At 45.8% G+C, this 16,856-nt stretch carries 8 protein-coding genes; 3 read left to right on the top strand and 5 right to left on the bottom strand.

All coding sequences use genetic code 11. The features are described 5' to 3' along the window. Window positions 1-25 precede the first annotated feature (25 nt). The 3 genes from QZW82_RS10490 to rpiA all read right to left on the bottom strand — a co-directional run bounded on the left by QZW82_RS10490 (window position 26) and on the right by rpiA (window position 3,380). Window positions 26-781 (bottom strand): Fe-Mn family superoxide dismutase, encoded by a 756-nt coding sequence (locus QZW82_RS10490; protein ID WP_293147731.1) that lies wholly within the window; start codon window positions 779-781, stop codon window positions 26-28. A gap of 510 nt (window positions 782-1,291) precedes the next feature. Then, a complete protein-coding gene (locus tag QZW82_RS10485; RefSeq protein WP_293147729.1) occupies window positions 1,292-2,437 on the bottom strand; it encodes an aldo/keto reductase in 1,146 nt (381 codons plus the stop codon). Window positions 2,438-2,663: 226 nt separating this feature from the next. After that, window positions 2,664-3,380: a ribose-5-phosphate isomerase RpiA gene (rpiA, locus tag QZW82_RS10480; protein ID WP_293147727.1), complete on the bottom strand. Its 717-nt coding sequence runs from the start codon at window positions 3,378-3,380 to the stop codon at window positions 2,664-2,666. Between the two features lie 586 nt (window positions 3,381-3,966). On the opposite strand from rpiA, the gene QZW82_RS10475 reads away from it, so the two are divergent. Further along, a complete protein-coding gene (locus QZW82_RS10475; protein ID WP_293147725.1) occupies window positions 3,967-8,415 on the top strand; it encodes a tetratricopeptide repeat protein in 4,449 nt (1,482 codons plus the stop codon). A 418-nt stretch (window positions 8,416-8,833) separates the two neighbouring features. Here QZW82_RS10475 and QZW82_RS10470 read toward each other — a convergent pair whose 3' ends face one another. After that, window positions 8,834-12,778, bottom strand: a complete 3,945-nt coding sequence (locus QZW82_RS10470; RefSeq protein WP_293147723.1) for a PAS domain S-box protein — start codon at window positions 12,776-12,778, stop codon at window positions 8,834-8,836. Between the two features lie 53 nt (window positions 12,779-12,831). Between QZW82_RS10470 and QZW82_RS10465 the strand changes: the two genes are divergently transcribed. Both QZW82_RS10465 and QZW82_RS10460 read left to right on the top strand, forming a co-directional pair. After that, window positions 12,832-13,074, top strand: coding sequence for a hypothetical protein (locus QZW82_RS10465; RefSeq protein ID WP_293147721.1), 243 nt, complete (start codon window positions 12,832-12,834; stop codon window positions 13,072-13,074). A gap of 704 nt (window positions 13,075-13,778) precedes the next feature. Continuing rightward, window positions 13,779-13,994, top strand: coding sequence for a hypothetical protein (locus QZW82_RS10460; protein WP_293147719.1), 216 nt, complete (start codon window positions 13,779-13,781; stop codon window positions 13,992-13,994). 147 nt (window positions 13,995-14,141) lie between these two features. On the opposite strand, the gene QZW82_RS10455 is transcribed toward QZW82_RS10460, so the two are convergent. After that, on the bottom strand, window positions 14,142-16,856 hold a 2,715-nt coding region (locus QZW82_RS10455), incomplete at its 5' end, for a glycoside hydrolase family 38 C-terminal domain-containing protein (RefSeq protein ID WP_293147717.1).

Below are 16,856 nucleotides of genomic sequence, written 5' to 3'. Positions count from 1 at the left end.
CAACCGCCACTGTATCTTTGTTAAACTAACCGATCGCCTTTTCGTAGCGTTTGTTAATTTCCGCCCAATTAACCACGTTCCACCACGCTTTTAAGTAGTCTGCACGCAGGTTTTGGTATTTGAGATAATAAGCGTGTTCCCAAACATCATTACCCATAATGGGATAGTTGCCATCACTGAAAGGACTGTCTTGATTGCCAGTAGTTGTAATCTCAAGCTTGCCAGCTTTATTGCGAACTAGCCACACCCAGCCACTGCCAAAACGCTTAGTACCAGCCTCGTTGAACTTGGCTTTAAAATCCTCAACACTGCCGAAATTTTGCTTAATTGCTGTGGCAATTGCTCCTGTGGGTTCGCCGCCGCCTTTGGGACTCATGATTTCCCAAAACATAGTGTGATTGAGGTGTCCGCCGCCATTATTGCGTACAGTTGTGCGAATATCTTCCGGCACTTTGCTCAAATCTTTGAGCATATTTTCAACACTCACGTTTTTAAGATTCGGGTATTTATTGACAGCATCGTTGAGGTTTTTAACGTAAGCTGCGTGGTGTTTGTCGTGGTGAAATTGCATTGTCCGCGCGTCGATGTGCGGTTCTAAAGCGTTGTATTCGTAAGGCAGAGGCGGTAGTGTAAAAGGCCCGGGAGTTTGGGCTATTTTTGGGCTTTCTGGGGATGGACTTGCTTGCGCTACACTATTGCCTGACGCTTGGCAAGCACCTGCGGTAATAGCTCCGACGGTGGCTGTTAGCAAATACAAGAAATCTCGGCGTTGGAGTGTCATAAAAGATCCCTAAGTGAATTATTAACTGTTTTATCTCAGATTAAAGCAAAAGGGGAGAAAGTTTGGGAAAAAATTATATAGCCTTTTTTAGAAAGATGAGGTAGTTATGGGCGAAGCGAAGCGGAGGGATGGGGCATGGGGCATGGGGCATGGGGAATAGGGAATAGGGCATGGGGCATGGGGCATAGGGCATAGGGCATAGGGCATACTTGACTTTTTTGAGAACCGCTGTATATCTAATTAAACTTAAAATACAACTCGCGCTCAAGCTTGCTGTGTATATGTTCTTCCTTCTTCCTTCTTCCTTCTTAATAACCAATAACTAATAACCAATAACCAATAACCAATAACCAATAACCAATAACTAATAACTTATCGCCCGAAAGGATGAGACGGATGGGTGATGTTGGTGAGAGCACCTCAAGTATAGGCTAAGGAGGTACGTGTACATAAGTCTCACGTGTTCCGGCTCACAAACCCGGTTTCCGTCTCGAAACCGGGTTTTTTCGATTATTCTTGGGATAAGCGCTGCACGGCTTCGCCTCCAAAAAGTCGATCGGCTTTTTGCAATATACTAGGAATTGTGGCAGCGTGGGGGCTGTGGGCGAGACAGCGGCGCAAGTCTAATTCGTTGAGGCGATTTGCTTTTTGGCCCGGAAACCAGTGACTGGCGTTACCTAAAAGGTTGTAGCGCATCTTGCAATAGTCGATCGCACCGTAAGCATTCGCCAAATTCCACAGCCACAAAATCACTCTAATATTAACCTCTCCGGGAGTATTTTCGATAGTTGGTAAACCGACATCCCAAGTTTTAAACCAATCTTCTCCTAATTTATCAATTGCTGCATTTTCCAACCTTGCTAATATCGGCGGCAAAATTTCATCAGCTTTATCTAACAATTCTACAGCTTTTAGATGCTCGTTAAAATCTTCAGGTTTGGCTGCACCCAAACTCAAAGTGTGTACTTGCGGGTGTGACAAACAAAACAAATCATTAAACACCATCGGACTCAGTGGATAGCACAAATCTACCAACTTTTGCGGCGGGTTGTAAAGTTGACCGCCTTTGTCGGAAGGACTGATAATAAAAACGCCCATGTCGTGACGTTTGGCAGCTTCAATTGCGGGCCAATTATTTTGATTGATGTAATACCAGTGCAAGTTCAGATAATCGAATTGATTGGTTGCAATGGTTTTGACAATCACATCCGTAGGGCCGTGAGTCGAAAAACCAATAAACCGAACTTTGCCTTCTGCTTGCAATTTTTTTGCCACATCCAAGCAGCCGCCCGGGCGCATAGAATCCTCTAGCAATTCCCAGGTATTAATGCCGTGTATGGAAAATAAATCGACATATTCTAGCTGTAAATAAGCTAAGGATTTATCAAATTCTTCGCGAAATGCCTCGGAGTTGGCTTGAGGACAAACTTTCGTTTGAACTATCAAGTTTTCGCGGGGAAACTTCGGGAAAATCCACCCCAACTGCATCTCTGAAGTGCCGTAACCGCGAGCAGTTTCTATGTGATTGATGCCGCATTCGATTGAGTAGCGAATTGTCGATTCTAGATTTTGTTGATTGTCTGGTGGAATTTCATTTGCTGGTACATCTTGCCATTTGTGGTGATATCTCATGCCGCCGCAGGAAAAGACGGGCATGGATAATTCTGTGCGGCCGAATCTGCGATATTGCACGATCAAAATAGAGATACGAATTTATATTATTATAGCAATTTTAAAGTGAGTGACGTGGGAATTGGAAATTGGTAAGATCGTTCCCTATTGATTACCATAACAAAAACCGTTCGTAGTGCGGACTTTAGTCCGCTCTTATGTTGCGGACTAAAGTCCGCACTACGAACGACCCTGACGCACCCTACAATAACTATTTAGAAATCTCGCGGACTGCGGGTTTGCCGTCCTTGATTTCGCCAACCAAAACTAAATCAGTACAGTTGACAAACAAGCCATTTTCTAACACGCCGGGAATGTTGTTCAAAGTCTTTTCTAATTCCGCAGGATTGTCAATGTTATCAAATTGAACGTCAATTACCATATTACCTTGGTCGGTAATTACCGGGCCTGCTTTTCTGATTCCCATGCGGAGTTCTGGTTTGCCACCCAATTTTTCAATGGCGCGAGTAACGGGGGTAATTGCCATCGGTATAACTTCGATGGGGACGCGAAAAGTCGAACCCAATTTATCTACCATTTTGGAACTGTCAACTACTACAATAAACTGAGCAGCAAGACAATCGACTACTTTTTCGCGGGTGTGGGCGGCGCCACCACCTTTAATTAAGTTGAGGTGCGGATCTACTTCGTCAGCGCCGTCAATGGCTACGTCAATTCTGTCAACTTCGTCGAGGGTTGCCAGCGGTACTCCGTACTGTTTGGCTAATACTTCTGATTGAAAGGATGTGGGAACTCCTTTGATATCTTTGAGTTCGCCGGATTTTATGCGATCGCCCAACGCTTGAATAGTATAAGCTGTAGTTGACCCCGTGCCGAGTCCGACAATCATACCAGATTTTACGCGATCGGCAGCAGCAAAGCCAACTTGCTGTTTCATCAATTTTACGGGGTCTTGTTCTGTCGTCATGTTCGGTAATCCTCAATAATTTTAAGATTATACCATTGATTATGGATTTTTTTAACCGCAGAGAACGCAGAGAGGAATCATAAGGATAAGAGAGGGAAGTTGCAAATTATTTTAATTGGGAACTTCTCTCTTTCTTCTCTGTGTACTCTGCGCCCTCTGCGGTGAAATAAAAAAATACAGTTCACAAATCGGCGGATAATTGCCACAATGAAATGGGAAATATAGATTTTTTTTTAACCACAGAGAACGCAGAGAACGCAGAGAGGAATCAGAAGGATAAGAGAGGGAAGTTGCAAATTATTTTAATTGGAAACTTCTCTCTTTCTTCTCTGTGTCCTCTGCGCCCTCTGCGGTTCAATAAAAAAATACAGTTCACAAATCGGCGGATAATTGCCACAATGAAATGGGAAATATAGATTTATTTGACCGCAGAGAACGCAGAGAACGCAGAGAGGAATCAGAAGGATAAGAGAGGGAAGTTGCAAATTATTTTAATTGGAAACTTCTCTCTTTCTTCTCTGTGTCCTCTGCGCCCTCTGCGGTTCAATAAAAAATACAGTTCACAAATCGGCGGATAATTGCCACAATGAAAATCGGATTTCTCGATACCTATACTTGGGATTACAATATTGAAACTCCTTACCGCGAACCTTTGGGCGGCACTCAGTCGGCTATTTGTTATTTAGCTGAGGCGTTGGCTGCCGTGGGAAATGAGGTATTTCTACTCAACAATACTTCGGAACCGGGGATGTCGCGCGGGGTTGATTGCAGGCTGCGGGTGGCGGACAGTGCTAATTTGGAATTATTGCGATCGCTAGATTTTTTGGTTGTAGTCAATATAGTTGGTAAGGCACTGGAAATTAAGCCTTTTTTGGGCGCGCACACTAAATTGATTTTGTGGATTCATAACGAACCTGGCTTTGTATTTCTCCAAGATTTCAAGAATGAGCGAGAAATTAATGCTTGTGATGCTTTGGTTTTTGTCAGCGAGTGGCAGCGCCAGCAATTTCACACTCGTTTTGGGATTGACTCCAATCGCAGTTGTGTTTTAAGAAATGCGATCGCACCTTGTTTTGCGAACATTTTTGCCGATAATCTTTCGATCCAATCTCAAAAATCTCGACCGCCCATTCTAGCTTACACTAGCACTCCATTTCGCGGACTGGATATTTTATTAAAAGTTTTTCCCGAAATTCGTCAAGCTGTCCCCGGAACCAGATTAAAAGTATTTTCTAGCATGAAAGTACACCAAATAGACGACAATGATAATCAGCTTTGTTTCGATGGACTTTACGAAGAGTGTCAGGAAATAGAAGGTGTCGAGTATGTCGGTTCTGTACCGCAACCCGAACTCGTCCGGCAACTGCGTTCTGTCGCGGTTTTAGCTTACCCGAATAGCTATCTGGAAACGTCATCTATTGCGGTGATGGAGGCGATGGCCAGCGGTTGCCGCATTGTGACGAGTGAATTGGCAGCTTTGCCGGAAACAACGGCTGGATTTGCGCGTCTAGTTTCCATGTCAGGGGTAAAAAATTTGACATCGGTCATTAATTGGAAGCGTGCAGGTACACCGGATTGGGAGGGATATACAAGGCGGTTTTTAGATGCGACAGTCGAAGTTTTAAAAGATTGTACGGGGGCGGGCAGTGCTACTGCTGAAACTTATCTGAGACAGCAGGTAGAATATATCAATCGAGGGTGTACTTGGTCTGTGCGAGCCCGAGAGTGGGTAGAATGGTTGAATAGTATTAGTGTAAAACCTTTAAGAGTGGCAGAGCAAATGATCCAAGAGTTTTTGGTGGATTTAGAATCAGCTCAAACATATTTTGTCAAGGGAAATCTCCTGAAAGATAGAGGAGTTCTCGGTGGCGCCATCGAGAATTATCAGAAAGCTTTAGAGTTGGATCCTAAAGATGCGGAAGTTCATAAAAAGTTGGCGGAAGTTTATGTTTTGCAAGGAGAATTCGATCGCGCGATCGCGCAATGCAACCTCGCTATCAAATTCCAACCGAATTTTGCTCCCGCTTACCTGACAGCGGGCAATGCCCTGCACGGCCAAAACCAGCTAGAAATGGCAATTAAAGCTTATTTGCAAGCTTTACAACTTCAGCCGAATTTAGCAGAAGCTAGTGCGAATCTCGGCAGTATGTATTACAAGTTAGGGCAATTAGAACAGGCGGCAAAGGCTTACGAACAAGCTCTTGCTATTAATCCCGGTTTGTGCTCGGTGAATTTGATGCTGGCTGGCGTTTTGCAGCAGCAAGGAAAGTTAGATGGGGCAATTGCTTGCTGCCAAAAAGTGCTGCTACTGCAACCGGAAAATGCCAGCGCGGCAGATAAAATATCCAGTTTAACCGCGCAAAAACAGCAAGAAACTACCGATAGCAAATTTCTCGCATTAGAAACAGAATCTGACGAACAACAACCAGTATCTGTCAGCAAAGATGAAGGCTATGGATTGCAGCCTTCGAGTATCAATTTGCCGCCAGCGCCCAATCCTGAAAATTTAAATACTCCGTTTACTAACCCTGCTGAAGTTTCCGAACAAGTTACCTCGCTGAATGTTCCAGATATCGCACAAGTTGCTAATTTTCAAGAAGTAGAACAGTACAAAAAACTGGCAGAAAACTTTTTAGTTAAGGGTAAAATTCAAGAGGCGATCGCAGCGTGCCACCAAGCTATCAAAATTCGACCTGATTACACCCATGCTTACGTAACTTTAGGCAATGCTTTGCAAGCGGTGGGTAAAATGGAAGCTGCGATTCGATCGTATTCTCAAGCTTTGGAATTGCAGCCAAATTTTGCGGAAGTGCGCGCCAATATCGGCAGTATGTATTTCAAAATGGATCGTTTGGAAGAGGCGATCGCCCATTACCAACAAGCCATTGCCCTGAGTCCAGATTTAGCGGGCGCTCACTGGAATTTAGGCAAAGTATATCACAAACACGGCAACATCGACGGTGCGATCGCCTGTTTTCAGAGAACATCCGAGCTCAACCCGCAGCTTGTCGGCGCCGACTTCCACTTCAACCTGGGAAACCGACTGTTTAGTCAAGGTAAGCGCGACGAAGCCATCGAAAGCTACCAAAAGGCGATCGCCATTAAACCAGATTGGGCAGAGGCCTATGGTAACATCGCCAGCGCGCGATCGCAGCAAGGAAATTTCGATGCTGCCATCATTGCATACCAGCAAGCTGTTGCTTTAAAACCCGAATTAGAAGTGCTGCACTTCAATTTAGCCAACTCTTTCATGCAGCAATACAACTACGAAGCAGCGATTGCCAATTATCAAAATACTCTAAAAATTAAGCCGGATTGGCCGGAAGTTCACGCAAACATCGGCAGTTGTTTGTCCATGCAGGGCAAGCTGGAAGAAGCATTAACCAGCTATCAGCAAGCTTTAGCCTTAAAACCGGATTGGGCAGAGGTTTACTGCCGGATGGGACACATTCAGAAGCAAGATAAGCCGTTGGAGGCGATCGCATATTTTGAAAAGGCGATCGAATGCAACCCCAAATACAGCGAAGCCCACCAACAACTGTGCGACTTGCTCAGCCACTCCACCAACCTCGCCAGAGCCCGCAGCGTCGCCGACAAATACTGCGAATTCTGCGGTGAAAATGCCCCAGTCATGTCAGCCACAGCCTACGTCTTTTCCTACCTCCAATCAGGAGTCAGCAAACAGGCAATTCAGAAACTCGAAGAAATCGAACAACTCTGCTACGAAAAAGTCGAAACCTTTAGCGTTATCGAACTCAAACTGCTTTACGAAATCTTCCTGTTTGCAGTTTCCCACCTCCGAGACAACCGCGAAAAAAATGCCAGTTTTTACCGACTAATTGCCAAAGAATACTACCAAAAAGCCGTCCCGCAGCGACAGCAAGGCAACAGAATCAAATCCGCAAAATATTTAACTAAACAACACCCATTAAAAATCGGTTTCCTTTCCAAACACTTCCGCCGCCACTCCGTAGGTTGGTGTAGCGAAGCCTTAATCCGCGAATTAAGCCGCATCACTCCCCACGTTCATCTTTACGTTACAGGTAAACTCAACCGAGACGAAGTTACACAGCGGTTTGAAGAAATGGCCGGCAAGTTTTACTGGCCGAAAAAATATCCCAACGGTTTTGCTGACGGTGGCGAAATCTTCGCCGAAGTAGTCCAAGACGATTTGGATGTTTTAATAGACTTAGACTCCATGACAGTACCGACAAATGTCGAAGTATTGTACCAATATCCGGCGGGGATTTGCGTTTCTTGGCTGGGATTCGACGCGCCCTATATTTCGGACAATCATTACTTTCTCTGCGACGAACACACTCACCCCCCAGGCGTTGACAAAAATTACTTAGAACAGTTAGTGAGATTGCCTAATTGTTCGGTAGCAATTGGCGAACTGCAAAGCATTCCTGTGAATCGAGAGGCGATTAGAAATGCCCTCGGGATTGGCTTGGATCAAATGGCTTATCTCTGTGTCGCTCCGGGTCGAAAAACTAATCCTGAAATGGTGCAAGCTCAAGTTAGAATACTTAAACAAGTACCAGATAGTATGTTGATTCGCAAAGGTCAAGGCGATCCGGATATAATTCATAGCACATACCGCGAAGAATGCGATATTCAGGGAGTAGATTTTGAACGGATTAAGTTTATCGGTCAAACCCGAAGTGAAGAAGAACATCGTGCTATTTATTATGTAGCCGACGTGTTGTTAGATTCCTATCCTTACAACGGCGGGACTCACAATTTAGAGGCTTTGTGGGCGAATTTGCCAGTAGTAACGAGATCCGGCGACCAATATCTTTCCCGAATGGGTTATGCTTTTCTCAAAAGTGCAAATCTAGATGTGGGTGCGGCTTGGACTTGGGAGGAATACACGCAGTGGGGAGTTAAGTTTGGGCGCGATGCTGGTTTGAGAAATGCGGTGAAAGAGCATTTAATTAAGTCTAAGCAGCCGGAACATCTCGCGCCTTTGTGGAATCCTCAACAGTTAGCCCAAGATATGTATGAAGTGTTTCAAAAACTGTTAGCTAAATAGAATGGGAATTTGGTTTGTAGTGAGGACTTTAGTCCTTCTAAAATCTGAGGACTAAAGTCCTCACTACAAACACCTTGATAGCAGGTAGAGAAAAGCGATTTCTGGATATTTTTACGCAACAGTAAAGTTTTGTAACAAAATCTGTGAAAATGCGTAAAAAATCCGCACCGAGTCTGATAGATAAATGCTGATTCATAGTACCGCGATCGCCCTAACCTTATGCCGGTTGGCGCGATCGTTTTTTTTGGTACGCTGATGACTACTGACTACTGACTACTGATATCGTTTCCGGTTGGATCGGAATTATTTAACCGCAGAGGGCGCAGAGGACACAGAGAGAGAATAGAAAGATTAATAATTCCAATGCTACCGGATTTGATATGACAACTGTCAACCGTCAACTGACAACTGACAACTGTCAACGGCCAACTCGATCGCGCCCGCCTGACTTAGCCCGATACAGCGCCTTATCAGCAGCCTCAATCAGCATCTTCGGCGAATTTTGACCTTCAGCAATCGTCGCCACCCCCATGCTGAGAGTCACACAATCGGTGACAACAGACTTGAGGTGGGGAATTGCCAAAGCTTTGACGCGCCTGCGGATTCCCTCAGCAAAAGCCTGTGCAGCGGCGATATCCGTATTTGGCAAAATTACCCCAAATTCCTCGCCACCGTACCTAGCAGCCAAATAAAGGCGTTCTGCGGGTGCGTTAGCGCAAGCATCCCCGATCGCCCGCGCGACTTGTTGCAAACAAGCATCCCCAGCTTGGTGGCCGTAATTGTCGTTATAAAGTTTAAAACAGTCAATGTCGCACATAATCAAAGATAGGGGTTCGGCAGTGCTCGACTGTTCCCATTCCCGATTAATCACCTCGTCAAACCGGCGGCGGTTAGCTAGCTGAGTCAGACTGTCCAAATTCGCCAACCCGTCCAACCGCTGGTTAGCAGCAGCTAACTGCTGGTAAAGTAAAGATTGTTCGATCGCGATCGCCACTTGAGTCGCCAACTCACTCAGCAAATCCATATCAAACGGCTGCCACTCGCGGGGCGCCGAACAGTGGTGAGCAATCAACAAACCCCACAACTTCGGCACTTGACAAGTAGGATTGCCGTCGCGGTGTTCGATTCCCTGCTGCACGATGGGCACCACCAAATTCGCCTTCACCTGACACTCGGCCAAAAAATTGACGTGGCACTCGGCAAAATTAGAAGCCTGAATGTTTTCTACAGCGCGAATTCTGCCCTTTAAATACTGTCCCACATAAGTATTAGCAAAACAGCAATCCTCGATCGCCATCCCCATCAGCGGCATCCATCCTGCGCCCACCGACTCCACCACCACATCCCCGTTCCAATCTGGTCGGAAGCGGAAAATAATCACCCGATCCGTGGCCAAAAACTCCCGCACTTCCGCTACTGTAGTCTTAAGAATATCTTTGAGATCCAGAGAAGAACGGATGCGAGATTGAATTTCGGCGATCAGGCGTTCCCGCTCAACTTGCTGGCGCAGAGCCACTTGCACCTGCTTGCTTTCAGTAATATCTCGACCTTCCGGCAGCAGCAAGACAATTTTACCAGTTTCGTCTGCCACCGGTTTGAGAGAAAAATCGATAGTTGCCGTGCGGTTTACCCCTTGAACCTCCACTTCATAGCGGACAAATTCACCTTTTGCCGATCGAGAAATCGCCTCTTGCAACTGTTCCCGAACTTCCGGAGAACCCCCCCACCAAGGCCCCTGCCAAAACGGTCGATTTGCCACATCCCGCAGCTTAATTCCCGCGAAATCTAGAGAAGTTTGGTTAGATTCCAGCAAAATGCCATCCGGTTTTAGCAAGCTAACAAATTGGAAAGAAGAATCAAAAATTGCCCGAAAGCGCCGTTGAGAATCCCCCAACATTGCCGTCACCTTTTCGCGAGAAGTAATATCGCGGAAGCGCCACACCCTGCCAATAATATTTTGTCCGACTCGAATCGGCTGCGTGTAGCGCTCAAAAGTCCGGCCGTCTTTAAAATCGAGAATATCGCAGCCTTCGGACTCGGCATCGCTATAAATTTCTCTAACTCTCTGTAAAAAATCCCTCGGATCTTTAACTTGCTTAGTGAGAAACGTCAGCCGCACCGTTCTATCCAGTGAGTTTCTAACTTCTTCGTGGATACCCCACATTTGAACTAACTTTTCATTAAAACTAATCAATTCTCCGGCGTTAGTAACAGCGAGAATACCGTCTGCCGTTGCTTCCATAGTAGCGTGCAACAAAGAGCGCGATCGTTCTAATTCTGCTGCCATTAATTTGCGTTCCGTGAGATTTCGCACTGCTTTAACCTGCACCAAACGACCTTCGCAAACTACAAATTTGCTACGCACGTCAGCAGGAAAAGCAGTCCCATCCCGCCTGAGAAAAATCGTTTCGCAGACTGTATTGCTGGGTGCAGAAATCATTTGTGGCGCCATTTTGTAAGATTTTGGCGACAGCAGTTCCAGCAAACTCATTCCCACCATTTCCGCAGGTTCGTAACCAAACAGTTCGGCAAAATCCCTGCTGACGCTCAAAATTGTGTCGCGGTCAGCCACGGCAACTGCTTCAAAATAAGCTTCGCATTCGAGCAATTGTGCTGCTGTGCTGCTACCACGATCCCCGGCATAGCTGTTGTTAATTAGCTGTTGCATTTGCGTATTTGCAGAATACAGGGCGGCCATTGCCTGCCGATACATAGCAGTGCGTTTCTCAACTTTTTCAGTAAGGCGAGCGCGATTTTCTCGGAGTTCTCTTTCGACTCTAATTAAATCTGTAATATCTACTGCAAACACGATAACGCCAGCCACTAGACCTGATTCGTCGCGGTAGGGTATTGTATCTGTCCGCACCCAGCATTTGTGACCCGTGGCAGTTGGCAGCAGTTGGACTTTTCCCAGTTTCGGAACGCCAGAATTGATAACTTCTAAATCTTCTAAATAATATTGTTCTGCTTCGTCTGGATAGATTTCATAAAAAGATTTGCCTTCTAGTTGATTTGCGGGCAAACCTCTCGATGCAGCGGCGGCTTGATTAATTCGCAACAAGCGGCTGTCCGTATCTTTGTACCAAATCATCGCCGGCACCGAATCAAAAATAATTTGCTGTTCTTGGTGCTGGCGGCGCATTTCTGCTTCTACTTGTTTTCTTTTAATTATTTCTTGTTCCAGTTTTTTGTTAGCTTTTTTGAGTTCTGCCGTGCGTCTTTCTACTCTTTCTTCGAGTTGGTCGTAGTATTGACTCAGCATATTTTGCTGCTGTTCGCGCCGCATAGCTTCTAATTTAAAGCTTTCGCTAGCCGACAAACTTGACGATACAAATTCTGCTAAGATTGTAGTTAATTCGTGTTCTTCTTCCGTCCACTGGATGCTGGAACCCCGGCGTTCAGCGCTGACTATTCCAGCCATTTGACCTGCCAGCAAAATCGGTACATTCAACAGGGCAGTCGTACCCCGATCTGCAAAATAAAGACTTGCCAGTTCTCGCGTTCTCGGGTCATTTTCGGCTGCCACCGTTGCGATCGCATTTACGGATTTTAAGGCTTGAAAATACGCCGGACAGTCGGCCGCTGTGATAATTATTTGTACGGAATGGAGTTTGGTATTTTGTTCGTAAAAGTCGATACAGTGAAGCTGGGTTTTGTCTTCCCCGTACAGCCAAATACTGGCTCGATCGCAGTTGACAATACTGACAGCGGTTTCCGTGACTTCGCGGATGAATTCTTCTATATTGTTGCGTTCTTTAAGTTGACTTTTGGCTAATTTTGCGATAGCCAAAGTTGAACGGCGCCAATTGTCCTGAGAATTTGGCGGCGGTGCTACCGGCGCAGCGGCCTTAATTTCTTCGCAAACTAACAGTACCACCGGCCGTTGGAAATTGGCAACTGAGTGACTATCGGTATTTTCGTCTATTTTCCATTCTACCGCAGGCAAAGCGCGCGCCGTTGCTTTTACCCACATAATTTTGCCGTCTTTGCGAGTCAAACAGCCTTCCCAACAGGCGACTTTTGGATTTGACGTACCTTTTGTCGGGTGAACCAATCTCGCAAATTCTGACTGCATTTTCCCTTGATCTTGGCAGTAAAATATGTTAAAAATTGAATGACAAATTAATTCCTGCGACCTGTAGGCGAGGCGAGATTCGCCGAATTGATTGAGGGAAAAAACTCTTCCCAAAGCGTCTAGGACGAAGTAAATGCCCGGAAAATTATCGTAGACAGTTCGATACCAATCCTGTTCGACTTGTTGTTTGGTGGACGAAACTTTCGTGGCCGCGAGATCGTCCCCCGTACCTGTCAAGTGAGAATTGTTGGTTTCTGGGTTGCTTGAATGATTTTTTTTAGCAAACACTTTTAGCTTAACTCGACTGTAATTAATTTTACTTTCTGGAATTTAACTTTCTTGTGAAACTAAATTTAACCTGTTATTTGAAAAAGTTACAATTTGTAACAAAATTACAGCTTGTCCAGCACGCTGGTTTTCGCTTCCGATGCAACCCCTGTGTTTGTATAGAAATAAGAGTTGGCAGTTGGCAGTTGGCAGTTGGCAGTTGGCAGTTGGCAGTTGGCAGTTGGCAGTTGACCGAAAGAAGAAGGAAGAAGGAAGAAGGAAGAAGGAAGAAGGAAGAAGGAAGAGTTGACAGTTGACGGTTGACGGTTGACAGTTGACCGAAGGAAGACGGAAGACGTTCGAGGGAAGACCTTTCATTGCAATCAACCACAAGGGTTTCGGCAATTAAGAACATCTTAACCCTCTTAGCGGTTGCAGTAGTTGCTAGACCGTCTGCGTGCGGGAGATATTTCCTGTGGCGTTGCCGTGTCAGCAGTTAAAACAGCAATTACCCCCTGTGTACTTGTAGTATCCCCGACAATGGAAAAAATTGGCAATCAATTGTTTTAACTAATACGAGTGGGAAGTCCCGCACTCTATCCGTTTACAGGATGAGTGACGGGATGAAAACGAGCAGCAAGCAAATTGAGCGATAGCGAATCCATGATAGAATCGAAATAAGCGGGGATGATAAGAGTAGCCGTGGTGGGCGAACTTTCCGTTGTATAAATGCTAGACACCACCTATCAGTTTCTGACTGGTAGCCCCAAGATCCCTTTCTTGCCGTAAAAGAGCTGATGGATGGGTGAAAAAATCAACAATTCTACTCCTTGGGACACAGGGAGTCTGCCTCGAAGATAAGTAATTATCTTGCTAGTTAGGACCACCTTCGGGTGAGTAAAACCTACGGAGGGAGGATAAGACCAGCTTAGAGATTGCTCGCGTCGAGGCTCTCCCGTTGAAAGAGGAAGCCCGCACTCTATTTGTTTACAATAATGAGTGTCGGGTATGTCACGTATCTATGATAACATTCAAATATCTACTGTTGGGACTGACTTACTTAGGTTTCGGCTGGGGATATTTGCCCTGGCTGCGGATGAACCGGGCGGCGATCGCAATTGTTGGGTCAGCTTTTGCCGTAGCTTTGGGGAGTAGGAGACCTCAAAACTGCTTGGCGGGCGATCGACACCTATCTGTAAACGATATCGCGCGAGGGATTCCCGCGCCCGTTAGCTGAAAGGCGATCGGCAATAGACAAGATTGCAAAAGTTGCAAATTATCTTAAAAAATCATCTGCGTTTACCTGTGTTTATCTGCTTGACATCTGCGGTTCCTGTATAATTGAATGATTGATGCAAGAAGTCTAATATCTTAGGTTTTGAGATTATTCCTTCCTCCCTTCCCCCTCTTCCTTCGTGTCCTTCGCGCCTTCGCGGTTCGTTACAACAGCAAAACTAGCAATTTTCCAAGGTTCTATCTTAAAACTTTCCGATAGAGGCAACTTTTCAGACAAAATTGCAGGTCTTTCCAGCAAATCGACTGACTCTAAAATCTCCAATCCCAAATCGCCATCCAATGCTAACACAGCCTGTTTCCCCTCGGATTCGCAACACCGAAAAATCCAGACATTCGCATCATCTTCCGACTGTTTGAAAGCCATCAACACTAAATTTTCGGCGGACAAATCCAAGAACTTGCCAACGGGTGGCAGAGTCCGATCGCGATTTTCCTGCAACGGCGACAACACCTTTACTAACAGCGGCATATTCAACTCGCAGCCGCGCCGAACAGTGTCGGCTTCTTGCCAATTTCCAGCGTGGGGATAGACGGCACAAGTAAATTGGGAAACTCCAACATCTGCTGCTTCATCCGGCCAAGTCGAACTTCTGAGCAAAGTCAGTCGAATTTGATTTGGTTGAATGTCGCAACCGTATTTACAATCGTTGAGCAAACTGACTCCAAAACCGTCGTTGCTGATATCAGTCCAGCGGAAAATCGGTACTTCCCATTTGGCTTTTTCTGCCGGTGTCTGCGGCTTGGTCGTGCGTGCGATCGCGCCGCCGGGAATTTCGCAAGTTGCAAAATCTGCTGCGACATTTAACCCAAAGGCTGTTTTGACTAAAACGTGAGTTTCTTGCCAATCTACGACTGTCTTTATTTTCAGCACTGGGGAACCTACTTCTACTATATAATCTTGGCGAAACTCGGATTTACCAATTTGCATAACTACGCGCAAACTCTGCCGTACTTCTCCCCGGTCTACCCAAGAAATCTGTTTGAGTATCGGGGCGGGTAATGGATGTTTTTGGTAATTCGGATCGATGTTCCAAGCATCCCAATATTGGCCGCTGTCTTGAAAGGCTTGCAGTTGATTGCCTCCGACTGCATTCAGGACTTCTCTATTATTTGCTTTATCCCAAATGCTGGATAAATTACCAGTTTCTGCGTCTACTGTTGCCCGAATAAGCTCATTTTCTAACACCATTTCTGGGGCTGGAAAATGCGTTTCTTGACAAGGCGTGTTTTTTTGTGCTATACCGTATGTAAGTTTCGATAAATCTGTCTTTTTTTCGGTGGCTGAGCTTGCTGACGGACGATCGACTGTTTGAGCATCTTGACGACAGAGCCAAAAAACGCGGTAGCCGATCGCCGGAACAGACTCTGCCGAAAATAACAGTGTAGATTGAGATTGCGGTGGGAGTCGATCGCCCTTAACAATCTGCGAAGTCAACCGTTGTCCCGATAAGTCATAAATTTGCCAAGCCCAATCGGGGGAATCGGGAAGAGTTAGGGCGACAACTTCAGAGCGCGACCAATTGAGAGAATTGAAAACAAAAATCGGTTGAGCGTCCGGCTGCGGAGGAGAAGGCAGAGAAATTTGAGCAGCGATCGCATCCAAGGATTTTAGCAGGATGTGGCGACAAGTGCGATCGACCCGAGCAAAGGCTAGATTAGCATCAGTGTAGACCTGGGCGATCGCCGAACCGGGCAAAATATCGTGAAACTGGTTAAACAACACCTGTTTCCAAGCCGATTCTAACTCAACTTTCGGATAAACCGCACCAGTGCAGATTGTCGCGATCGAAGACAACAACTCCGCTTGATAGAGCAAATCTTCGCAGCGGCGATTTTGGCGTTTTTGGTCAGCGCGAGTCGTGTAACAACCCCGGTGGAATTCTAAGTAAAGTTCGTCTTTCCAGATTGGGAGAAGGAGAGAAGGGGAGAGGGGGAGATTGGGAGAGGGGGAATTTTTTAGTTGGGATTTCTCTTGGTGAATTTCGGTTGGGAAATCAAGGTATTTAGGTTCTGATTCGGACATTTTACCGGAAAAATCACCTGCCAAGCCGGACAACTTCTCGGTTGTTTTCCGAAGTTGCAAATTTTCCTTGTTTTCTGCCGAATTCGTTTCACTTTCGGATGAACTTGTCGAATTTTCGAGTAATTTTCCCGATGCGACACCTGATAAAGTTTCGACAACTTCAGGAATTGGCAAACTTGCGGGATTTTTTAGATTGGAGTTGAGGCTGTCGGGTAAAGTTGCGGAATTTTCCGATGCGACATCCGACAAAGTTTCGACAACTTCAGGAATTGGCAAACTTGCGGGAGTTTTGAGATTGGAGTTGAGGCTTCCGGGTAAAGTTGCGGAATTTTCGACTAATTTTGGAGGTGCGACATCCGACAAAGTTTCGACAACTTCAGGAATTGGCAAACTTGCGGGAGTTTCCTGAGTTGAAGTTGCACTTCCGGGTAAAGTTGCGGAATTTTCGACTAATTTTGGAGGTGCGACATCCGATAAAGTTTCGACGACTTCAGGAATTGGCAAACTTGCGGGAGTTTCCTGAGTTGAAGTTGCACTTCCGGGTAAAGTTGCGGAATTTTCGACTAATTTTGGAGGTGCGACATCCGACAAAGTTTCGACGACTTCAGAAATTGGCAAACTTGCGGGATTTTCCTGAGTTGAAGTTGCACTTCCGGGTAAAGTTGCGGAATTTTCGACTAATTTTGGAGGTGCGACATCCGACAAAGTTTCGACGACTTCAGAAATTGGCAAACTTGCGGGAGTTTTGAGATTGGAGTTAAGGCTGTCGGGTAAAGTTGC

The sequence above is a fragment of the Microcoleus sp. bin48.metabat.b7b8b9.023 genome, assembly GCF_013299185.1.
GTDB lineage: Bacteria > Cyanobacteriota > Cyanobacteriia > Cyanobacteriales > Microcoleaceae > Microcoleus.
This window is presented reverse-complemented; position numbering and strand designations above follow the sequence as displayed.